The following is a 19603-nucleotide window of genomic DNA, read 5'->3' on the forward strand; positions in this document are numbered from 1 at the left end:
ACTGGGCGGCCCGATCAAGGGACAGCACTACTACCTGGTCATGATGGTCGACATCTTCAGCCGCAAGATCACCAGTTGGGAGGTGTTCCTGGCCGAGTCGGCCTACAACTCCCGCACCGTACTGGAGCGGGCCGTGCTGGCCGAGCGGATCATTGACCAGCCGCTGGTGCTTCACGCGGACAACGGCAGCCCGTTCAAGGGTGCGACGCTGCTGGAGAAGCTTCACGAGCTCGGCATCACGCCATCCTTCAGCCGACCGCGGGTCAGCAACGACAATCCCTACTCAGAGGCGCTGTTCCGCACCTGCAAGTACCGCCCCTGCTACCCCACTGACGGGTTCGCCACGCTCGACAACGCCCGCGAGTGGGTGGCTGGCTTCGTGCAGTGGTACAACCACGAGCACCGGCACAGCGGCATTCGCTTGGTGACACCGGCACAGCGCCATGCGGGCGAAGATAAGGAGGTGCTGGCCAAGCGCCACGTCATCAATCAGGCGGCGCGTGACGCCAACCCTGCGCGATGGAGCGGCAAGACCCGCAACTGGACGCCGATCGGTACCGTGTCACTCAACCCGGAGCGGGAGCTCCAGGTCACCGTCGCCGAACCGGAAAAACAGGTGGCCTGAATGACCTCAGAGGCGACAGATTCCTTGACAACTACCGTGACCTGTCCGACGCTGATTGACGCTTCCTCAAAGGTAGGTAGACTGGTCTACCTACCCCTATTGTTTGTGAGTATCAGATGGCGACATCCCGCACCGCGCCGGCCAGGAGCGCCCATGACCGCCTGCTCGATGCGGCTTCCACGCTGTTCTATCGCGACGGGATCACGGCGACGGGTATCGATTCGATCGTCAAGCGGGCGGGGGTCGCCAAGAAGAGCCTCTACAACAACTTCGCCTCCAAGGCCGAGCTGGTGGCGGCCTATCTGGAGGCGCGCCATGCGGAATGGCTGGCGCTGTATGAGGCGCGTCTACGCCAGGCCACCACGCCCCGCGACAGGGTGATAGCGGTGTTCCTGGCCTATGAGGACCATGCCGAGCAGGCCTATGAGCGCGGCTTTCGCGGCTGCGGGCTCTTGAATGCCGCGGCCGAGCTGCCGGTCGAGGACCCGGGGAGGGCGGTGGTCAGGGGGCACAAGGAGCAGGTTGAGGCACTTCTGGCTCAACATGTCGGTGACATGCTCGGCGATGATCCCCAGCGCGCCGCGGGGTTGGCGCACCACCTCGCCTTCCTACTCGAGGGGGCCATGGCCCGGGCCGGCCTGGAGGGGCGCAGCGACTGCCTCCGCCAGGCGCGTGAGATGGCGGCCGCCATGCTGGAGGCGTCATGACACGGACGCCGCATGAGCGTTTGCTGGGCATTGCCGCCGTGCTGGTGGCCGCCATCCTGTGGGGAACCACCGGCACCGCGGCAACCTTCGCCCCGGAGGTTAGCGCCGTGGCGATCGGTGCCGCGGCCATGGGGGGCGGTGGCCTGATGCAGGCGGCCCTCTCGGCCGGGCGGATCCGTCGCCATGCCGCCGCATTGCGCGCGCAGTGGCAGTACCTGCTGCTGGGTGCCGTCGCCGTGGCGATCTATCCCCTGGCGTTCTATGCCTCGATGCGCCTGGCCGGGGTCACCATCGGCACGGTGGTCTCCATCGGCTCGGCGCCGCTGCTCTCGGCGTTGATCGAGACGCGCCTGGATGGGCTGCGGCTCACGCGCCGCTGGATGATCGGCGCCGGTCTCGGGCTTGCCGGCATGCTGCTGCTGTGTCTGGCCGAAGGCAGCGGCCAGGTGCCGACCGGCACCGCATCGGGGGTGATCCCCGGCGTGTTGCTGGGGCTGGTCGCCGGCCTGGCCTATGCCCTCTACTCGTGGACGGCGCGGCGCCTGATGCAGCGCGGCATCGCGTCCCGTGCCGCCATGGGAGCCACCTTCGGAATCGGCGGCCTGCTGCTGATGCCGGTGCTGCTGGCTACCGGGGCGCCGCTGCTGGCCTCATGGGGCAATGCCTCGGTAGGGCTTTACATGGCCCTGGTGCCGATGTTCGTGGGGTATCTGTGCTTCGGGCATGGCCTGGCGCGCATCCCCGCGAGCACCGCCACGACGATCACCCTCTTCGAGCCCGTGGTGGCGGCGGGGCTGGCCGTGGTCATCGTCGGTGAACGCCTCCCGGCGATGGGCTGGGCCGGGATCCTGCTGATCCTGACGTGCCTGGTGTGTATCAGTGCCCCCATCAGGGCCGGCAAGCGGGAGGCGTCCGTTGCGGTGCCCGGCGCCGAGGCTAGCCCCGATACCCGCTCATGACGTCACATCAGTCGAGGCGACCTGGGGCACTCAGCGCCTCGATGATGCGACAGTTCTCGACCTTCCCGCCGGCACACTGGTCCACCATGCGCCTGAGCTCGTCACGCAGCGCCGAGAGCCGCTGGAGCCGGGACTCCACCTTCTCCAGGTGATGCCTGGCGATGGCGTCGACCTCCTGGCAGGGCATGTCGGGCCGGTCCGACATCGCCAGCAGTTCACGCACCGCGGGCACCGAGAAGCCGAAGTCTCGTGCATGGCGAATGAAGGTCAGCCGCCTGACGGCATGCTCGCCGTAGCGGCGTTGGCCGCCCTCGGTGCGCGTCGCCGCTTGCAGCAGCCCGATGCGCTCGTAGTAGCGAACCGTCTCGGGCTTGCAACCGGCCTGTCGGGCCAGCTCCCCGATGCCCATGGCAGGACGTGTCTCCGGCATCCTGATGCTCCTCCTCGATGGCTTGAACCTGTAGTGGCTACAGGGATTATCCTTGGAAGGTAACGCATCACCGGGAGTGCCACCATGGAACCTTCCACAGCCACGGCCTTTACGCTCCGCGTTGAGGGCATGGACTGCGGCGGCTGCGAGCGCAAGGTCGAGGCGGCGCTGGGTCGCCTCGAGGGCATCGAGGCGGTCTCGGCCAGCTCGATGACCGGGTCGGTGAAGATCCACCCCCACCCGCTTCAGGCGCCGTCACACGAGACGATCGCGCGGATCCTGGACGAGCTGGGCTACCGGCTTGGCGCCGATACCGGGAAGGAAGGCGCCGAGGCCTCCCCGGCGGCCTGGTGGCAAACCGCCAAGGGGCGCCTGGTGCTCGTCACCGGCGGGCTGCTGGTGCTGGCCTTCCTCCTTCGTCTGGCCTGGCCGGGGCTGGGCCAATGGCCCTTCGCCGCCGCCACCCTGGTGGGCCTGGTGCCCATCGTGCAGGGCGCCTGGGGCGCGCTGAAGATGCGCAACCCCTTCACCATCGAGATGTTGATGAGCATCGCCGCCCTGGGGGCGCTGGCCATCGATGCCGCGGCCGAGGCGGCGGTGGTGGTCTTCCTGTTCGCGGTGGGCGAACTGCTGGAAGGCGTGGCCGCCTCCCGGGCGCGACGCAGCATCTCGGCGCTGGCCGACCTGACCCCCTCCACCGCGAGGCTGGTGGAGGAGGGCGAGCCCCGGGAGGTCCCGGCCGCCACGCTCCGGCCCGGTCAGCGGGTGCAGGTGCGACCGGGCGACCGCGTGCCCTGCGATGGACGCATCCTGACCGGCGAATCCGACCTGGATGAGTCGCCGATCAACGGCGAGTCGATCCCCCGCTCGCGTGCCCCCGGGGACGATATCTTCGCCGGCACGGTCAACCTCGATGCCGTGCTCGAGGTCGAGGTCACCCGTGGCGCCGAGGACAACACCATCGCCCGGGTCATCCGCCTGGTGGAGGAGGCCCAGGCCGCCAAGGCGCCGGTGGCCCGCTTCATCGACCGCTTCGCTCGCTACTACATGCCGGTCGTGGTGGGGCTCGCCCTGCTGATGGCGGTGGTGCCGCCGCTGGTCTCCGCCATGGCCTGGTCGGAAGCGGTCTATCGTGCCCTGGCCCTGCTGCTGATCGCCTGCCCCTGTGCCCTGGTGATCTCGACCCCTGCGGCGATCGCCGCCGGCCTCTCGGCGGGTGCCCGCCGGGGGCTGCTGATCAAGGGCGGCGCGGTGCTCGAGCAGTTGGGCAAGCTGCACACGGTGGCGCTGGACAAGACCGGCACCCTGACCGCCGGCGCCCCCAGGGTCACCGACGTGGAGGGCTGGACCCGCGACCAGGACGCCAGCGAGGTACTGCGCCTGGCGGCGGCTCTGGAGCGTGACGCCAGCCACCCCATCGCCACGGCTATCCTGGCGCATGCCCGGCAGCAGGGCCTTTCCATCCCCCAGGCTCAAGGCAGCAGGGCCTTGTCGGGACGCGGCGTCGCCGGGCAGGTGGAAGGGCGTGCGCTGAGCCTGGTCTCGCCCCGTCAGCTGGCGGGGCAGGTCGCGCTCGATGACGGCCAGGGCGCGCGCCTCGCCGAGCTGGAGCACGCCGGCAAGAGTCTCGCCGTGTTGCTCGAGGGTGAAAGGCCGCTGGGCCTGATCGCCGTGCGCGATGAGCCGCGTGACGATGCCCGGGAGGGGCTGGCGGCCTTGTCGCGCCTGGGCGTGCAGGCGGTGATGCTCAGCGGAGACAACGCGCGTACCGCCGCCGCCATCGGCGAGAGCCTGGGCATCGAGGCGCACGGCGAGCTGATGCCCGAGGACAAGGCGCGGCGGGTGCGTGACTGGCAGGCCGATGGCCGAGGCCCCATCGGCAAGGTGGGCGACGGCATCAACGATGCCCCGGCACTGGCGGCGGCCGATGTGGGCATCGCCATGGGCGGCGGCACCGACGTGGCGCTGGAAACCGCGGATGCGGCACTGCTCAGGAACCGCGTCGGCGGCATCGCCGAGCTGATCGACCTGTCCCGGGCCACGCTGCGCAACGTCAAGACCAACGTCGCCCTGGCGCTGGGCCTGAAGGGCGTCTTCCTGGTGACCACGGCGCTGGGCATCACCGGCATGTGGATCGCGGTGATGGCGGATACCGGCGCCACCGTGCTGGTGACCCTGAACGCCATGCGGCTGCTGGGCTACCGCTTCGGCGGTGCCTAGGGTGGCGCTTCGTGAAGTCGCGCCGTGGCTTCCTAGGCGGCGCACCTGGGAGAGAGCAGGGCAGCCGAACTCGCTCTCGCGCTGAATGACCCGAATGGTTTATCTGCCAAAGATATCAGGGCCTTGCTCAGCATGAGCGGCATAATGTCCCGGCTGTTAGCTGCTATGATGGCGCCACTTCGTTAGCCACCATCCCGCTGGATCTCTCGCTATGCTCGCCGACACCCTTGCCGCCCTGACCCCCGCCGATCACGCCGCCGCCCGCCGTATGGCGTTGCACCTGGATAACCTCACCAAGCCCCCCGGCAGCCTGGGACGCCTGGAAACGCTGGCCGTGACGCTGGCGGCGATCTCCGGCGAGGCCTCTCCCCGGGTCTCGCCTCCGGGGATGCTGGTCTTCGCCGCCGACCATGGGGTGGCCGCCGAGGGGGTCTCGGCCTTTCCCCAGGAGGTCACCGCCCAGATGGTGGCCAACTTCGTGAGCGGAGGGGCGGCGATCAACGTCTTCGCCCGCCAGGTCGGGGCACGCCTAGAGGTAATCGACGTCGGCGTGGCCGCCACGCTGCCCTGTCGGGGCGTGGTGGACGAGAAGGTGCGCCACGGCACCGCCAACATGGTCGAAGGGGACGCCATGCGCCGTGACGAGGCGGTGTCGGCCATCGAGGCGGGCATTCGGGCCGCCGAGCGGGCCATCGATGCCGGCTGCCGCTGCCTGATCGTCGGCGAGATGGGTATCGCCAATACCACGGCGAGCAGCGCCCTGCTCGCCGCGCTCAGCGAGGCGCCGGTGGCAGGCCTGATCGGCAGCGGTACCGGGCTGCCGGCCAAGCGTCTTGCCCACAAGCAGGCGATCATCGAGCGCGCCCTTGCCGCTCGTGCGCCGGATCGTGCTGACCCCTTGGACGTGCTCGCCAAGCTCGGCGGGCTGGAGATCGCCGCCATGACCGGCGCCTACCTGGGCGGAGCGGCACGTCGGGTGCCGCTGCTGGTGGACGGCTTCATCGCCACGGTGGCCGCGCTGGTGGCCTGTCGACTGGGAGCCGACACCCGCGACTACCTGATCTTCGGACACCGCTCCCGCGAGCCGGGCCACGCCTATGCCCTGGCGGCCCTCGACGCTCAGCCGCTGCTCGACCTGGAGCTGTGCCTGGGGGAGGGCACCGGTGCGGCCCTGGCCTATCCGTTACTGGAGGCAGCCTGTTGTGTGCCGGCCGAGATGGCCACCTTCGACGCTATCGGCATCCACGTCGCCCCATGATGTCGGACAAGCGTCTCGCCTTCGGCCCGGGGCTTGCCCTCGAGGTCACCGCCGACTGCGTGCACCTGGCCGCCTCGCGCCCGCTGTGGACCCTGAGCAGCGCCCTGGTGGGCGGTGGCTTCGGCTGGCGGCGGCACTTCTGCAATTTCCACGTGGACAAGGGGTACGCCGGGGGCGCACCGGCGGCGGATCTCGCCGACTGGCTGGCGGCGCGGCGGCTGCCGGAGGGCGAGAGCCTGGCCATGATGACCGCCGTACGCCTCGAGCACCTGGCGCTGGCGCGGGACGAGGGCGTGCTGGTGGCGGTGACCGCCGGCGCGGGCAACGCCGTGGATATCGCCGCCCCTCTGGCCGGGGACCCCCGGCCGGTGGGCACCATCAATACCCTGGTCTTCCTCGACGCTCACCTCACCGATGGCGCCCTGGTCAACGCCTGCCTGTCCGCCAGTGAAGCCAAGGTCCGTGCCCTGCAGTCGCTGGAGGTGCGTGACCCCCACACCGGGACGCCGGCCAGTGGCACCTCCACCGACTGCCTGGCGATCGCCGTCACCCAGCGCGGTGCCGCGCAGCCCTACGCCGGTTCGGGTACGCGCCTTGGGCGCGAGCTGGGCCAGGCGGTCTTCCGGGCCACCCGCGAGGCGCTGCTGGGCTCCCGGGAGTGGCAGCGGCGGCGCGAGAGTCAGGAGGTGCCCCATGGCTGACCCCTTCTCCCTGGCGCTGCTGGTTCTGGTGCTGGCCGCCGTGGCGCTGGACCTCGCCATCGGCGACCCACGCCGCCTGCCGCATCCAGTGGTGGGCATGGGGGCGGTGATCGCCTGGCTGGAGCGCGCCTGGAACCATGGCACCCCCCGGGCGCGCCAGATCCGCGGCGCGCTGATGACGACCCTGGTGGTGATGGGCACCTGGCTGCTGGCCTGGGCCGCTATCGTGCTGCTGGCGCGGCTTCATCCCTGGCTGGGCTGGCTGGCGCAGTGGTGGCTGCTGGCCAGCTGCCTGGCCATTCGAGGCCTGCGCGATGCTGCCCTGGCGGTGGCCGTGCCATTGGCCAGCGGCGATCTCTCCGCGGCGCGCCGGGCGCTTGCCATGATTGTCGGCCGCGACACCAATGGCCTTGACGAGGGGGAGGTGACCCGCGGAGCGGTGGAGACGGTGGCCGAGAACACCGTGGACGGTATCACCGCGCCACTCTTCTTTGCCCTGCTCGGCGGCGCCCCCCTGGCGCTGGCCTACAAGGCGGTCAATACCTTGGACTCCATGGTGGGCTATCGCAGCGAGCGATACCGCGACTTCGGTCGGGCCTCGGCGCGGCTGGACGATGCCGCCAACTGGCTGCCGGCACGGCTCACCGCCCTGACCCTCTGGCTGGGCGCGCTCTGTCTGGCGCGCTGGGAGCGCGGCCTGCGTACCCAGGGTGCGCTGGCCGCCACCTGCCGCGAGGCGCCGCGCCATCCCAGCCCCAACAGCGGCTGGCCCGAGGCCATGGTGGCCAACCTGCTGGGTGTCCAGCTCGGCGGCACCAACCGCTACCGCGGCGAGGTCTCCGAGCGCGCTCGCCTGGGCGAGCCCCATCAGCCGCTGGGTGCCGCCCATGTTCCGGCGGCGATTCGCCTGATGCACGGTGGCTGGCTGGTCTTCCTCATCTTGCTGTCGGCGACGGTGCTGTTTGGAGAGACAATGTCGTGAGGGCACGAGATTCGAGATCCACCTCCCCTGGCTGGCCCCTGCACGGCGGCCAGCCCGCCCCCCTGTTGGCGCGCTTTGGCCTGGCCGAGGAGACCCCGGTGCTGGATGTCAGCGCCAACCTCAATCCATTGGGGCCGCCGGCCTGGCTTCACGGGTGGTTGATGGCCCGGCTCGGCGAGCCCGAGGCCCTTGCTCGCTACCCCGACCCCGGATACGCCGAGGCACACGCGGCCATCGCCGCCCACGAAGGGGTGGCCACGGAGCAGGTGCTGCTGACCAACGGCGGCGCCGAGGCGATCTTCCTGGCCGCCGCCCTGCAGGCTCGCGAGCGGCCCGGGGCGGCGGCGGCCATCATCGAGCCTACCTTCGCCGAGTACGCCCGGGCCTGCGCGGCCCATGGGCTGCCGGTGCAGAGGCTTCCTCTGGCACTTCCGGACTTTCGCCTCGACGTCGAGGCCATCGTCGCGGAGCTTGGCGAGGCGCAGCTGCTGTGGCTCTGCCGCCCCAACAACCCCACCGCCACCCTGGTACCTAAGCCCGACGTGGAGCGCCTGCTCGCCCTGACCGCGGCGCGAGGCTGTCGGCTGGTGGTGGACGAGGCCTTCGTGGACTTCATCGGGGACCCCCGGGAGTCGCTGACGCCGCTGCTCGCCGACCATCCGCACCTCGTGCTGCTGCGCTCGATGACCAAGCACTTCACCCTGCCGGGGCTGCGCCTGGGCTACCTGCTGGGCGCACCCGAGGTGGTGGCGGCGGCCCGTGCCTGCCAGCCCGCCTGGAGCGTCAACGCCCTGGCCGCGGCCCTGGTGGCGCCCCTGCTGGCCGACCTCGACTTCGCCCGGCGCACCGAGGGCTGGCTTGCCGCCGAGCGGCCGCGGCTGCAGGCGGGGCTCGAGGCCCTGGGTCTCGAGGTGGTGCCGAGCCGGGCCAACTTCTTCCTGGTGCGCCATCCGGCGGGTCGCGAAGCCTCCCGCTGCCTGTTGCCGGCGCTGCTTCGCCGCGGCGTGCTGGCGCGTCACACCGAATCCTTTGCGGGCCTCGACGGCGGCTGGCTGCGCCTGGCGCTGCGCGATGCCGAGGACAATGAGCGCCTGCTGGCGGCCCTGGACGAGGCCTTGGTCGAGGTGGGCCGGCCGGAGGTGCCGCGTTGATCGCCTTCGTCAGTGGTGGCGCCCGCTGCGGCAAGAGCCGCTTCGCCGAGGCGCTGCTTTGTCGCTGGCACGTCCAACGCGGTGGCCGGCGTTGGTACCTGGCCACCGCCCGGGCTGCCGACGCCGAGATGGCCGCGCGCATTGCCCGCCATCGCCGGGAGCGTGGGCCGGGGTGGCAGACCCTGGAGGCACCGCTGGCCCTGGATGTGGCTCTGGCCCGGGTAGGCGATGGCGATAGCGTGCTGCTCGACTGCCTGACCCTCTGGGCCAGCCAGTGGCGCTACGGCGGTGGCGGTAGCGATGATGAGGGTGAGGCGCTGCTGGCCGAGTGCCTGGCCGCGGCCCGGGTGCGCGGGATCGCCCTGGTGGTGGTCTCCAACGACCTCAACGAGGACCTCCCACCGGGCGACGCCGAGACCCGACGCTATATCGCCTTCCTGCAGCGGCTGCACCGCCGCCTGGCCCACGAGGCCGACCGGGTGGTGGAGGTGGTGGCGGGCCTGCCCATTGAATGGAAGCCCATCGTAGAGAACGACGCGGAGACGACCGGATGAGAGAGGCCCTCTTTGGACTGGTGCTGGCCCTGCAGTTCCTGACCCGGATTCCCCTGCCCATGGCCTGTCCCTGGCACGCCGGCACCTGCCGCTGGGCGCTGCGCAGCTACCCCCTGGTGGGGCTGTTGGTCGGCGCCGCTCTGGCGGGCCTGGCCACCCTGGGGCAGGGGCTACCCACTCCGCTGCTGGCGCTGGCACTGCTCAGCCTGTGGGTGGCCCTCACCGGCGGCCTGCACCTGGACGGCGTCATGGACGTGGCCGACGCGCTGGGCAGCAATGCGCCCCTGGAGAAGCGCTGGGCGATCATGAAGGACAGCCAGGTGGGCAGCTTCGCGATCCTGTCCCTGGTGTTCCTGCTGGCCTGGAAGGGGGCGCTGATCTGGGCCCTGCTCGAGGCCGGGGCGAGTCCCTGGCTGTGGGTGGCGCTGCCGGCGCTGGCGCGCTTCGGGGCCCTCGCCCTGCTGCGCCTGGCACCCCTGGCGCGGCGCGAGGGGCTGGCCTGGTCCTGGCGGCAGCACCTGGCGCCGCGGGACCTCGGGCTTGCGCTGCTGCCGCTGCTGGTCGTCTTCGGCTTTCTGCCGGGCGGCGTCTGGCTGCTCGGCGCCCTGTGCCTCTTTCTGTTTGTCTACGGCCTGGTCATGGCCCGGGCCTTTACCGGCATCAACGGCGATATCGTCGGTGCCGCCATCGAGGGAGGAGAATTATGGCTGCTGTTCAGCGCCTGGAGCTGGTGGTGGTTCGTCATGGCGTGACCCGCTGGAACCTGGACCGGCGCTACCAGGGGCAGCGCGACATCCCGCTGCTGCTGCCCGATGCCGTGCCGGACATGGACCGCTTGCGCGACCACCTGGTGGGCGAGGCCTTCGACGCGGTGCACTGCAGCGACCTGGCCCGCTGTCGGCAGACCCTGGCCCATGTGCTGCCGGGGAGCGAAGGGACGGCGTCCTTCGATGCGCGCCTGCGCGAGCTCGACTTTGGCGACTATGAGGGGCGCACCTGGGACGCGCTCAAAGACGATCCGCGCTATCGCGCCTGGGTCGACAGCGCCGGCATGCAGGCGCCGCCCGGCGGTGAGTCCGCCGACGATCTCTGGGCGCGCCTCGAAGCCTGGCTCGAGGGCGTGCTGGCCCAGGCCGCTGAGCAGGGGCATCGCCGCGTGCTGGCGGTGAGCCACGGCGGCGCCATCCGCGAGCTGCGTCGCCGCCTGGAGGCGACCGATTTCTGGGAGGGGGTGGTGGGCCAGGCCCAGGGGCGCCGTTTCGAGTTCGATAACCAGGAGGGGGAGTGGCGATGCAAAGCGTCATCGGTGGTGCCTGTTCGGGTCGACGCCAGCTAGCGGCGCAGCGCTTCCCCTGTGCCGGTTGGCACCGGCTGGTGAAGGGGGAGGGCGCCGAGGAGTGCCTGGCCGGACACGCGGGGCGGGAGGTGCTGGTGGTCGATGGCATCGCCGCCTGGCTCTCGGCCGCCCTTGCCGAGATCCCGGACGACGATGCCCTGCGTGAGACCTGGTTGAGGCTACTGGATGGTTTCGTCGCGGCGCCCTGCGAAGCGGTGCTGATCCTCGACGAGATGGGGCGTGGCATCGTGCCCATGGACTCGGCGGCACGACGCCTGCGGGACCATAACGGCTGGCTGGTCCAGGCCGCGGTCGAGCGTAGCCGGGTGGCCTGGTATCTGCGTCATGGCCTCTGCAAGCAGCTGAAATAAAAGAACCTTGAGTGTGCTTGCTGACCTCCGGCGTTGACCGCGCTGCCGCGCCTTGCTAGCTTACGCGCACTCTCAGGTGCTGGCGGAGTGAATGCCGCCAGGTAAACGGGAAGTCGGTGCGCGGTGTTCTGCTCAACAGCCCGCCAGTCCGACGCTGCCCCCGCAACGGTGATCGAGACACGAACCGCCACTATCTTCAACGGTATGCCACTGTGCCAATCGGCATGGGAAGGCGGCGGTTCAGAAGCAGGTCAGGGCTAACGCCCGGCCCTTCGCTCGTCAGCCCGGAGACCGGCCCGAGAGCTCATGCCAGGTTGCGGTGGGCAATCTTGAGGCTGGGCGTATGTCACCTCCCCGTTCCTCGTCTCTCTTGTTTGCCCATCGCAGCCGGCGAAAAAAATTATGCCGTGCGGGTGAGCACGGCGAAGCAAGGGACAGACATGAACACGACTTTTGCCTCCCGGGGCCTTGCGACCTTCGCCTTGGCCGCCCTGCCGCTGGCCATTCAGGCCGCCGAGCCTTTGCAAGAGAGCTCGGCCGCCACCGCCGCCGAGCCGCAGACCCTCAACCCCATGGTGGTCACCGCCGCCCTGGCGCCACGCACCGCCGGCGAGACGCTTTCCTCCGTGACCGTGCTCGACGAAGCCACGCTTCGCCGCCAGGACCCGACCAGCATCACCGATCTGCTACGCGGCCAGCCGGGGGTGGACGTTTCCAGCAACGGCAGCTTCGGCAAGAGCAGCAGCGTCTACATTCGCGGGACGTCGAATAGCCAGAGCCTGCTGATGATCGACGGCATTCGCCTGCGCTCCGCGACGCTGGGCGAGCCTGCCTGGCAATTCCTCGATCCGCGTATGTTCCAGCGCGCCGAGATCGTGCGTGGCCCCCGCGGCAGTCTCTATGGTGCCGATGCGGTGGGCGGCGTCATTCAACTCTTTACTCCCGAGGGCGAGGCAGGGGCGCCGACGCCGCGTATCTCGCTGGGCGGCGGCTCCTTCGACACCCAGCGCTACAGCGCCTCGCTGTCCGGCGCCAGCGGCGGCACCCGCTACTACTTCGCCGGTAGCCATTTCAGCACCGACGGTGTGCCGGTGGTGCGTGGTGGCGACGACAAGGGGTATGACAATACCTCAGGCCTGGTGCGGCTCTCGCATACCTTCGACAACGACGCCGAGGTGGGGGTGCTGGCGCTGCGGGCCCGGGGCAATACCGAGTTCGTCGGAGGGGACACGGACTATGTGCAGCAGGTGGCCGGCGTTTACGGGGAGTTGCCGGTCACCGACCGGTGGCGTAGCCGCCTGACGCTCAGCGAGGCTCGGGACGAGAGCGACAACATCGATGTCTTCGGCGACTCGATTATCGATACCCGCACGCGTACCGCTCGCTGGGAGAATACCCTGTACCTCGGTGCTCACGAGCTGATCGCCGGGGTCGAGTACAGCGAGGACCGGGTCAGCGGTACCACCGAGTATGCGGAGAGCAGCCGCGACAATACCGCCGTCTTCGCCCAGGGGCTGTTCGACCTCGCGCCGGCCTCGCTACAGGCCAGCCTGCGTCACGACGACAACCAGGCCTTCGGCGAGGAGGTGACCGGCAGCCTGGCGCTGGGCTATGCGCTGGATGACTCCCATACCCTGCGGGCCAGTGTTGGTAGCGCCTTCAAGGCCCCCACCTTCAACCAGCTCTACTTCCCCGGGTTTGGCAACCCCGAGCTGGAAGCCGAGACCTCCGAGACCCTCGAGCTGGGCGTGCGCGGCCAGTACCGCCAGTTCTTCTGGGACCTGGCGGCCTACCAGACGGACGTGGATAACCTGATCGCCAATGCCCTGGTCAATGGGCGTTTCGCCCCCTATAACGTGGCCGAGGCGCGGATCCGCGGCGTGGAGCTCTCCGCCGGCGCCGAGATCGACGACTGGATCCTGGCCGCGGCCCTGACCTATACCGATCCGGAGGACCGCGAGACCGGCAAGCGCCTGCGGCGCCGGGCGTCACAGAGCCTGCGCCTGGACGTGGATCGCGAGCTGGGCGACTGGTCCCTGGGCGGCTCCTGGGTCGTCCAGAACCACCGCTACGACGATGCCGCCAACGAAGAACGGCTCGCCGGCTTCGGCCTGGTCGATCTGCGTGCCGGCTGGGACTTCGCCCCCGGCTGGTCGACCCGCCTGACGGTGGAAAACGTGCTGGACAGGGACGTCGTCACCGCCCGGGATTTCAGCGGCAACGATTACCTCAACGCCGGTCGTGCCGCCTTCCTTAGCCTGCATTTCGGTGGCTGATGCCTAGTCGTCTGGTAACGGGGCTAGCGCTTGCCCTGCTGTCCCTGGTCGCCCAGGCCGGCGAGCGCTGCGCCATCGATGATCGGGGCCGGCAGGTTTGCCTCAGTGAGCCGGCGCAGCGTATCGCCGCCCTCTCGCCGGGGGCCACCGAGCTGGTCTATGCCGCCGGGGCCGGCGAGCGGGTCGTCGCCGTGGTGGAGTACAGCGACTATCCCCCCGAGGCCCGCGAGGTGGCCTCGGTGGGCAGCCATACCCGGCTCGACCTGGAGCGCCTGCTGGCGCTGGCACCCGACCTGGTGATCGGCTGGGTCACCGGCAATCCCGCGGAGCAGCTCGAGACCCTCGAGTCCCTGGGCCTGCCGGTGTTCTATATCGAGCCGCGCTCCTTCGAGGGCGTGGCCACGACCATCGAGCGGCTCTCGCGCCTGGCCGGCAGCGAGGCGGCGGGGGAGGCCGAGGCGGCGCGCTTTCGCGACGGCATGGCCGAACTCGCCGAGCGCTACGCGGATGCCGCGCCGGTCTCGGTCTTCTACCAGGTGTGGGACGAGCCGCTGATGACCATCAACGACGACCACCTGATCGGCCAGGTGCTCTCCCTGTGCGGCGGCGTCAATGTCTTCGGCGGGCTCGACCGGCTGGTGCCGCGCCTCGACGAGGAGGCGGTGCTGGCCGCCGACCCCGAGGCGATCCTCGCCGGCGGCATGGGCGAGGAGAACCGCGCCTGGCTGACCCACTGGGAACGGTACCCGGCGCTCACCGCCGTGGCCCGGGACAACCTCTTCTTCGTGCCACCCTCGCTGATCCAGCGCCCCACGCCGCGCCTGCTGGAGGGCAGCCGACTCTTCTGCGAGAAGCTCGAGGTGGCCCGGGGGCGTCGCGAGGCGAGCCCCTGATGATGGTCCTGGCGCGGCCCCTGGGAGGCCTGGCCCTGGCCGCCCTGGCGGCCCTGATCCTGTCGCTGGCACTGGGCAGCGTGTCGCTCTCGCCGGGCGAGATCCTCGCCGTGCTGCGCGGCCAGGGGGGCCCGCTGGCCCAGACCCTGATCCTCGAGCTGCGCCTGCCCCGTTCGCTCTCCGCCTTCGCGGTGGGCGGACTGCTCGCCGTGGCCGGCGCCCTGATGCAGGTGCTGCTGCGCAATCCCCTGGCCGACCCCTATGTGCTGGGACTCTCCGGGGGCGCCTCGGTGGGGGCCCTGGCCGCCATGCTGGCGGGCCTCGGCGGCCTGGTGGTCTCCGGCAGTGCCTTCGCCGGGGCGCTGCTCTCGACCCTGCTGGTGTTCGGCCTGGCCCATGGCCGTGGCGGCTGGACCCCGGCGCGGCTGCTGCTCACCGGGGTGGTGGTGGCCGCCGGCTGGGGGGCGGTGATCACCCTGATGCTGGCGGTGACCCCCGCCGACCGCCTGCCCGGTATGCTCTACTGGCTGATGGGCGATCTCGCCTACGCTCGCGCCCCTTGGCCACCGCTGGCCCTGCTGCTGGTGGTCTGCCTGCTGGTCATGCCGCTGGGGCGCAGCCTCAATGTCTTGGCCCGGGGCCCCCTGCAGGCCGCCGCCCTCGGCGTCTCGGTGCGCCGCCTGGAGTGGGGCGTCTACCTGGGGGCCAGCGCCCTGACCGCCATGGCGGTGACCAGCGCCGGCAGCATCGGCTTCGTCGGCCTGGTGGTGCCGCATATGCTGCGCCTGCTGCTGGGCAACGACCAGCGGCTGATCCTCCCCGCCTGCGCCCTGGCCGGTGGCACCCTGCTGTTGCTGGCGGACACCCTGGCGCGCACGATGATCGCCCCCGAGCAGTTGCCGGTGGGGGTGATCACCGCCCTGCTGGGGGTGCCGACCTTCCTCTATCTGCTGTATCGGAGCCAGTGATGAGCCGCCTCGAGGCCTGCCAGTTGGTGATCGATATTCCCGGGCGTGGTGACGGCCGGGCCCTCGACGTGTGCCTCGAGCCAGGCCAGGTGTGGGGCGTGCTGGGGCCCAATGGCGCCGGCAAGACGACGCTGTTGCATACCCTGGCCGGCCTCAGGGCCCCGCGTTCGGGGCAGGTGCGCCTCGACGACCGGCTGCTCTCGGGGCTGGGCCGTCGCCGGGTGGCGCGTCGGCTGGGGCTGGTCTTCCAGGAGCGCCACGACGGTTTCCCCGCCACGGTGCGCGAGACCGCCCTGATCGGCCGCCACCCCTACCTCTCGCCCTGGCAGATGGAGGGCGCCGAGGAGCTGCGCCTGGCCGAGGCGGCCCTGGAGCGGCTCGATATCGCCCATCTGGCCGATCGCCTGGTGGGGACCCTCTCCGGCGGCGAGCGCCAGCGCCTGGCCATCGCCACGGTGCTGACTCAGGCGCCGGCTATCTGGCTCGCCGACGAGCCCACCAACCATCTCGATCTGCACCACCAGACCGAAGTCATGGCGCTGCTCGCCGGCGAAGCCAAAGAGGGCAGGGCGGTGATGATGTGCCTGCACGACCTCAACCTGGCCGCCCGCTGGTGCAGCCACCTGCTGCTGCTCTACCCGGACGGCGAGGCCTGCTGGGGGCCGGCGGAGGCCATGCTGGAGCCCAAGGCCCTGGAGCGGCTCTACGGCCAGCGCCTGGCCACCGCCTGGGTCGATGGCGCCCCGGTCTTTGTGCCCGCCAGGTAACCCCTGGCTATCTCAGAGGGCATGGCGAAAGCGCAGGATCCGGCCCTGGTCCCTGGGGTCATCGAGGAAATCCGCCTGCACGCCGAAGGTGCGGCGCAGCCGCTCGACGCTGAGGACTCGCTCGGGCGGGCCGATATCCACCAGGCGGCCGGCCTCCATCACCCCGATGCGATCACAGGCCATGGCCTGGTTGAGGTCGTGCAGGGCGATCACCACCGTGACCGGTAGCCGCCCGACCAGTTGCAGGATCGACAGCTGGTGGCGGATATCCAGGTGGTTGGTGGGCTCGTCGAGCAGCAGGATCCTCGGCCGCTGGGCCAGGGCGCGGGCGATATGCACCCGCTGGCGTTCGCCGCCGGAGAGGGTGTGCCAGAGACGCCCCGCCAGGTGCCCCATATCGACGTCGTCGAGGGCTTGGCCGACGATGGCGTCATCCTCGTCGGACCAGGGCCGCAGCGGCGAGAGGAAGGGGGTCCGGCCCAGGGCGACCACCTGGCGAACCGCCACCCGGTCGAGGGTCTCCGCCTGCTGCTCGACGAAGGCGATGGCCCGGGCGATCTCCCGCTGGCGCATCCGCCGCATCGGTCGCTCATCCACCAGCACCCATCCGCGCTTCGGCCGGCGCAGCCCGGCCAGTACCCGTAGCAGGGTGCTCTTGCCCGAGCCGTTCGGGCCGATCAGCCCGAAGGTCTCCCCGGGGGCCACCGTGAGGCTGACGTCGCTCAGCAAGCGGTGCCCCTGGACCGTCCAGTCGATGTTTTCGGCGCTCAGTCTCATGATCTTCTCGTCCCGCGCACCAGGATGATGGCGAAGGCCGGAGCGCCGATCAGCGCCGTGACCACGCCGATCGGCAGCACCTGCCCCGGCACCAGGATGCGCGAGAGGATATCCGTGCCGATCAGGAAGACCGCGCCGGCCAGCGCCGAGGCCGGGACCAGCCGGGTGTGGCGGCTGCCGACCAAAAAGCGCATGGCATGGGGAATCACCAGGCCCACGAAGCCGATGGCGCCGACCATGGAGACCATCACCGCGGTGACCAGGGCCATGGCGCCGATCAGCACGCCGCGCACCCGGTTTACGGCGATGCCCAGGGAGGCGGCGCCATCGGCCCCGAAGGTAAAGGCGTCCAGCGCCTGCCGGTACCACAGGCAGACCAAGAGGCCGCCGAGGGCGGCGGGGAGGCCCAGGGCCACATCGTCCCAGCGCACGCCGGAGAGGTTGCCCATCAGCCAGAACATGATCCCCCGCGCCTGCTCGGCATTCGCCGACCTGGCGATGATAAAGGCGGTGAGGGCATTGAAGAGCTGCGAGCCGGCGATGCCCGCCAGGATGATGGCCCCCGCGGCCTGGGCGCCGCGTCCGCCCCCGGTGCCGCTGCCGGCGGCCTGGGCGAGCAATACCACCAGGCCGAAGGCCAGTCCCGCCCCGGCGAAGGCGCCGAGGGAGAGCGTCAGGGTGCCGGCGCCGAGCCCGGCGATGGTCACCGCCACGGCGCCGGTGGAGGCGCCGGCGGAGATCCCCATCAGGAAGGGATCGGCCAGGGGGTTGCGCAGCAGCGCCTGCAGGACCACGCCGGCCAGGGCCAGCCCGGCGCCGCAACCGGCGGCGAGCAGGGTGCGGCTGAGCCGATAGTTCCAGACGATGCCGGCATCGATGCGATCGACGGCATAGCCCGCCCCCCAGAGGTGGTTGGCCAGCACCTTGAGGATGGTCTCCACCGGGATCGAAGTCTCGCCGATGGCGGTACCCGCCAGGATGGCGATACCCAGGATCGGCGGCGCCAGCCAGGCCCAGCGCCATGGCAAGCGCACCGCCGGGGACAGGGGCATCGACGCATTCATCGCTCGAAGGCGAGGCTCGGTAAGGCCTCGACCAGGGTCTCGAGGCCGAAGATCGTACGCATGGTGGCGCTCATCGCATGGGCGTCCATCTCGATGATGCGGCCGTTGCGTACCGCCGACATCTCCCGGGTCACCGGATCGCTATGCAGGAAGTCGAGCTTTTCGGCGACATCGTCGGCGGGGTAGCGGCGACGATCCATGCTGGCCACCACGATGATATCCGGGTCGGCCCGGGCGATGGATTCCCAGCCGACGGTGGGCCACTCCTCATCGGATTCCACCACGTTGTGGATGCCGAGTGCGTCCATCATATAGCCCGGTGCGCCGAGTCGGCCGGCGACATAGGGATCGGCGGATCGGTCGGGGGAAGAGAACCAGAATACCGCCGACAACTCCTCGGGAAGTTCCAGGGCCTCGGCGGCGGCGATGGCCGTCGCTTCCCGCGCTTCCAGGTCGGCCACCAGGGCCTGCCCGGCCTCCTGGACGTCGAAGATGGTGGCCAGCTCGCGGATGCCCTTGTAGATCGCCTCGGGAGAGAAGGCGGCAGTCCGGGTGCCGTCGCCGCCGGTGCTGTTGTCCTTGGTATCGCAATCCGCCGGCATCACATAGGTGGCGATGCCCAGCTCGTGAAACTGCTCGCGGGTCGCCACGCTGCCGGTGGGGCCGATATGCCACTCATACTGGGCTGCGACGAGCTCGGGGCGGCGGTTGACCACGGCCTCGAAACTCGGGTCGTTGTCGGCCAATCGCTCGATGCCGGCATTGACCTCGCGAAACTCCGGCAGCACCGGAGTGAACCAGACCGAGGTGCCGGCGACCCGCTCGGCCAGGCCCAAGGCATAGAGGATCTCGGTGGCCGACTGTCCGACGGTGACCGTGCTTTGCGGTGCGGAGGGGAAGCCGATTTCCATGCCGCAGTTGGTCAATGTCAGCGGATAATTCGTGTCATTAGACAGGGAATGAGCGGCGGGAATTATCGATAACATGGCCAGTAGATGGCGAGCGTATTTCATAAACTCTCTTCCGGTAAAGTCTGAATAATGGTCGCTGGTTTGACGCTGGTTCTTTGGCGGAAAATCGATAAATAAGCCGCGTCTTGCATGGCCATGCCGTGATGGGGCTCGTCGCTCTCCCCGGGGAGTCGGCGCAAGCGGCGAAGATCATGGAGGAAGTCGGCACAAGAAAACAAGCCCGGTTGCCGCCGGTGCGGTTCTTGCTTTAGGATGGCTCGAATGAAAATGGGTACCCCTGTCCTGGAGGAAGTTGGCCAGGGGATAATCGGGAAGTATGGTGAGGCCTCGCGCCGATCCCATCGCTGCCCCCGCAACGGTAATGAGTGAAACGCCTGCGACGACCACTGGCATCCGCCGGGAAGGTGCAGGCGACGGCACGGCGCCGAGACGATCTGCGCCAGGCCCTCCTCGAGCCCGGAGACCGGCCCATTATTTCGTTCATCCGGTAACGGTGCGGTGGGCACCGGGGATAGTCTGCCTGTGATTCCTTTCCTAGCTTCACGTCGGGGGCCGCGGCTGGTCGTGTGCCAGGCCCCGATGCCCGGTCGGGC

Annotated in this window: 20 protein-coding genes and 2 riboswitches; of the genes, 16 read left to right on the forward strand and 4 right to left on the reverse strand. The window is 70.0% G+C overall.

Features of this window, described 5'->3' with window-relative positions:
• From Q673_RS33785 to Q673_RS33795, 3 genes are all read left to right on the forward strand, one after another.
• Positions 1-625: integrase core domain-containing protein (locus tag Q673_RS33785; protein ID WP_023007215.1), on the forward strand; the 625-nt coding region annotated here is incomplete at its 5' end.
• 116 nt (positions 626-741) lie between these two features.
• Positions 742-1332 (forward strand): TetR/AcrR family transcriptional regulator, encoded by a 591-nt coding sequence (locus tag Q673_RS33790; protein ID WP_023007216.1) that lies wholly within the window; start codon positions 742-744, stop codon positions 1330-1332.
• Positions 1329-2291, forward strand: coding sequence for a DMT family transporter (locus tag Q673_RS33795; protein ID WP_023007217.1), 963 nt, complete (start codon positions 1329-1331; stop codon positions 2289-2291). Before Q673_RS33790 ends, Q673_RS33795 begins: the two co-directional genes overlap by 4 nt.
• Positions 2292-2298: 7 nt before the next feature.
• On the opposite strand, the gene Q673_RS33800 is transcribed toward Q673_RS33795, so the two are convergent.
• Positions 2299-2721, reverse strand: a complete 423-nt coding sequence (locus Q673_RS33800; protein WP_023007218.1) for a MerR family transcriptional regulator — start codon at positions 2719-2721, stop codon at positions 2299-2301.
• Between the two features lie 84 nt (positions 2722-2805).
• Between Q673_RS33800 and Q673_RS33805 the strand changes: the two genes are divergently transcribed.
• The 13 genes from Q673_RS33805 (at position 2806) to Q673_RS33860 (ending at position 16198) form a co-directional block, all read left to right on the forward strand.
• Positions 2806-4941 (forward strand): heavy metal translocating P-type ATPase, encoded by a 2136-nt coding sequence (locus Q673_RS33805; RefSeq protein ID WP_031218722.1) that lies wholly within the window; start codon positions 2806-2808, stop codon positions 4939-4941.
• 211 nt (positions 4942-5152) lie between these two features.
• On the forward strand, positions 5153-6199 hold the full coding sequence (gene cobT / locus Q673_RS33810; protein ID WP_023007220.1) for a nicotinate-nucleotide--dimethylbenzimidazole phosphoribosyltransferase: 1047 nt from the start codon (positions 5153-5155) through the stop codon (positions 6197-6199).
• On the forward strand, positions 6196-6900 hold the full coding sequence (locus tag Q673_RS33815) for an adenosylcobinamide amidohydrolase (RefSeq protein ID WP_031218723.1): 705 nt from the start codon (positions 6196-6198) through the stop codon (positions 6898-6900). The genes cobT and Q673_RS33815 overlap by 4 nt, the downstream gene beginning before the upstream one ends.
• Complete coding sequence (cbiB, locus tag Q673_RS33820) at positions 6893-7882, forward strand: adenosylcobinamide-phosphate synthase CbiB (RefSeq protein ID WP_023007222.1); 990 nt, start codon at positions 6893-6895, stop codon at positions 7880-7882. The genes Q673_RS33815 and cbiB overlap by 8 nt, the downstream gene beginning before the upstream one ends.
• Positions 7879-9033, forward strand: a complete 1155-nt coding sequence (cobD, locus tag Q673_RS33825; RefSeq protein ID WP_031218725.1) for a threonine-phosphate decarboxylase CobD — start codon at positions 7879-7881, stop codon at positions 9031-9033. The genes cbiB and cobD overlap by 4 nt, the downstream gene beginning before the upstream one ends.
• Complete coding sequence (locus Q673_RS33830; protein ID WP_023007224.1) at positions 9030-9587, forward strand: bifunctional adenosylcobinamide kinase/adenosylcobinamide-phosphate guanylyltransferase; 558 nt, start codon at positions 9030-9032, stop codon at positions 9585-9587. The genes cobD and Q673_RS33830 overlap by 4 nt, the downstream gene beginning before the upstream one ends.
• Positions 9584-10339 carry an adenosylcobinamide-GDP ribazoletransferase gene (locus Q673_RS33835; RefSeq protein WP_023007225.1) on the forward strand — a complete coding sequence of 252 codons (756 nt, stop codon included), beginning with the start codon at positions 9584-9586 and terminating at the stop codon, positions 10337-10339. The genes Q673_RS33830 and Q673_RS33835 overlap by 4 nt, the downstream gene beginning before the upstream one ends.
• Positions 10291-10923 (forward strand): histidine phosphatase family protein, encoded by a 633-nt coding sequence (locus tag Q673_RS33840; protein WP_023007226.1) that lies wholly within the window; start codon positions 10291-10293, stop codon positions 10921-10923. Before Q673_RS33835 ends, Q673_RS33840 begins: the two co-directional genes overlap by 49 nt.
• A complete protein-coding gene (locus tag Q673_RS0118775; protein ID WP_031218727.1) occupies positions 10878-11294 on the forward strand; it encodes a bifunctional adenosylcobinamide kinase/adenosylcobinamide-phosphate guanylyltransferase in 417 nt (138 codons plus the stop codon). Before Q673_RS33840 ends, Q673_RS0118775 begins: the two co-directional genes overlap by 46 nt.
• Before the next feature lie 57 nt (positions 11295-11351).
• Positions 11352-11608, forward strand: a riboswitch (cobalamin riboswitch).
• Between the two features lie 126 nt (positions 11609-11734).
• Entirely contained in the window at positions 11735-13570 is a 1836-nt protein-coding gene (locus Q673_RS33845; RefSeq protein WP_023007228.1) for a TonB-dependent receptor domain-containing protein, read from the forward strand.
• Positions 13570-14463, forward strand: coding sequence for a cobalamin-binding protein (locus Q673_RS33850; protein WP_023007229.1), 894 nt, complete (start codon positions 13570-13572; stop codon positions 14461-14463). The genes Q673_RS33845 and Q673_RS33850 overlap by 1 nt, the downstream gene beginning before the upstream one ends.
• A 2-nt stretch (positions 14464-14465) precedes the next feature.
• The gene (locus Q673_RS33855; protein ID WP_442778057.1) at positions 14466-15431 is read left to right on the forward strand and encodes a FecCD family ABC transporter permease; all 966 of its coding nucleotides are present in this window, start codon (positions 14466-14468) and stop codon (positions 15429-15431) included.
• Entirely contained in the window at positions 15431-16198 is a 768-nt protein-coding gene (locus Q673_RS33860) for an ABC transporter ATP-binding protein (RefSeq protein WP_023007231.1), read from the forward strand. The genes Q673_RS33855 and Q673_RS33860 overlap by 1 nt, the downstream gene beginning before the upstream one ends.
• Before the next feature lie 12 nt (positions 16199-16210).
• Here the strand turns inward: Q673_RS33860 and Q673_RS33865 are convergent, their stop codons facing one another.
• The 3 genes from Q673_RS33865 to Q673_RS33875 are packed head-to-tail and all read right to left on the reverse strand — an operon-like array spanning position 16211 to position 19025.
• The gene (locus tag Q673_RS33865; protein WP_023007232.1) at positions 16211-16975 is read right to left on the reverse strand and encodes an ABC transporter ATP-binding protein; all 765 of its coding nucleotides are present in this window, start codon (positions 16973-16975) and stop codon (positions 16211-16213) included.
• Positions 16972-18027 carry a FecCD family ABC transporter permease gene (locus Q673_RS33870; protein ID WP_023007233.1) on the reverse strand — a complete coding sequence of 352 codons (1056 nt, stop codon included), beginning with the start codon at positions 18025-18027 and terminating at the stop codon, positions 16972-16974. Before Q673_RS33870 ends, Q673_RS33865 begins: the two co-directional genes overlap by 4 nt.
• Positions 18028-18035: 8 nt before the next feature.
• Positions 18036-19025, reverse strand: coding sequence for an ABC transporter substrate-binding protein (locus tag Q673_RS33875; RefSeq protein ID WP_235048544.1), 990 nt, complete (start codon positions 19023-19025; stop codon positions 18036-18038).
• A 237-nt stretch (positions 19026-19262) separates the two neighbouring features.
• A riboswitch (cobalamin riboswitch) is annotated at positions 19263-19496 on the forward strand.
• Positions 19497-19603 lie beyond the last annotated feature (107 nt).

The organism is Halomonas sp. PBN3, from assembly GCF_000475415.1.
GTDB lineage: Bacteria > Pseudomonadota > Gammaproteobacteria > Pseudomonadales > Halomonadaceae > Halomonas > Halomonas shengliensis.

What these genes read in the sequence shown, in the direction of transcription:
- Q673_RS33840 (WP_023007226.1), top strand. Translation starts at nt 10,291, where the DNA reads ATGGCTGCTGTTCAGCGCCTGGAGCTGGTGGTGGTTCGTCATGGCGTG.
- Q673_RS33795 (WP_023007217.1), top strand. Translation starts at nt 1,329, where the DNA reads ATGACACGGACGCCGCATGAGCGTTTGCTGGGCATTGCCGCCGTGCTG.
- Q673_RS33870 (WP_023007233.1), bottom strand. Translation starts at nt 18,027, where the DNA reads ATGCCCCTGTCCCCGGCGGTGCGCTTGCCATGGCGCTGGGCCTGGCTG.
- cobT (WP_023007220.1), top strand. Translation starts at nt 5,153, where the DNA reads ATGCTCGCCGACACCCTTGCCGCCCTGACCCCCGCCGATCACGCCGCC.
- Q673_RS33865 (WP_023007232.1), bottom strand. Translation starts at nt 16,975, where the DNA reads ATGAGACTGAGCGCCGAAAACATCGACTGGACGGTCCAGGGGCACCGC.
- Q673_RS33855 (WP_442778057.1), top strand. Translation starts at nt 14,466, where the DNA reads ATGGTCCTGGCGCGGCCCCTGGGAGGCCTGGCCCTGGCCGCCCTGGCG.
- Q673_RS33800 (WP_023007218.1), bottom strand. Translation starts at nt 2,721, where the DNA reads ATGCCGGAGACACGTCCTGCCATGGGCATCGGGGAGCTGGCCCGACAG.
- Q673_RS33875 (WP_235048544.1), bottom strand. Translation starts at nt 19,025, where the DNA reads ATGTTATCGATAATTCCCGCCGCTCATTCCCTGTCTAATGACACGAAT.
- cbiB (WP_023007222.1), top strand. Translation starts at nt 6,893, where the DNA reads ATGGCTGACCCCTTCTCCCTGGCGCTGCTGGTTCTGGTGCTGGCCGCC.
- Q673_RS33790 (WP_023007216.1), top strand. Translation starts at nt 742, where the DNA reads ATGGCGACATCCCGCACCGCGCCGGCCAGGAGCGCCCATGACCGCCTG.
- Q673_RS33835 (WP_023007225.1), top strand. Translation starts at nt 9,584, where the DNA reads ATGAGAGAGGCCCTCTTTGGACTGGTGCTGGCCCTGCAGTTCCTGACC.
- Q673_RS33860 (WP_023007231.1), top strand. Translation starts at nt 15,431, where the DNA reads ATGAGCCGCCTCGAGGCCTGCCAGTTGGTGATCGATATTCCCGGGCGT.
- Q673_RS33815 (WP_031218723.1), top strand. Translation starts at nt 6,196, where the DNA reads ATGATGTCGGACAAGCGTCTCGCCTTCGGCCCGGGGCTTGCCCTCGAG.
- Q673_RS0118775 (WP_031218727.1), top strand. Translation starts at nt 10,878, where the DNA reads ATGCAAAGCGTCATCGGTGGTGCCTGTTCGGGTCGACGCCAGCTAGCG.
- Q673_RS33845 (WP_023007228.1), top strand. Translation starts at nt 11,735, where the DNA reads ATGAACACGACTTTTGCCTCCCGGGGCCTTGCGACCTTCGCCTTGGCC.
- Q673_RS33805 (WP_031218722.1), top strand. Translation starts at nt 2,806, where the DNA reads ATGGAACCTTCCACAGCCACGGCCTTTACGCTCCGCGTTGAGGGCATG.
- Q673_RS33850 (WP_023007229.1), top strand. Translation starts at nt 13,570, where the DNA reads ATGCCTAGTCGTCTGGTAACGGGGCTAGCGCTTGCCCTGCTGTCCCTG.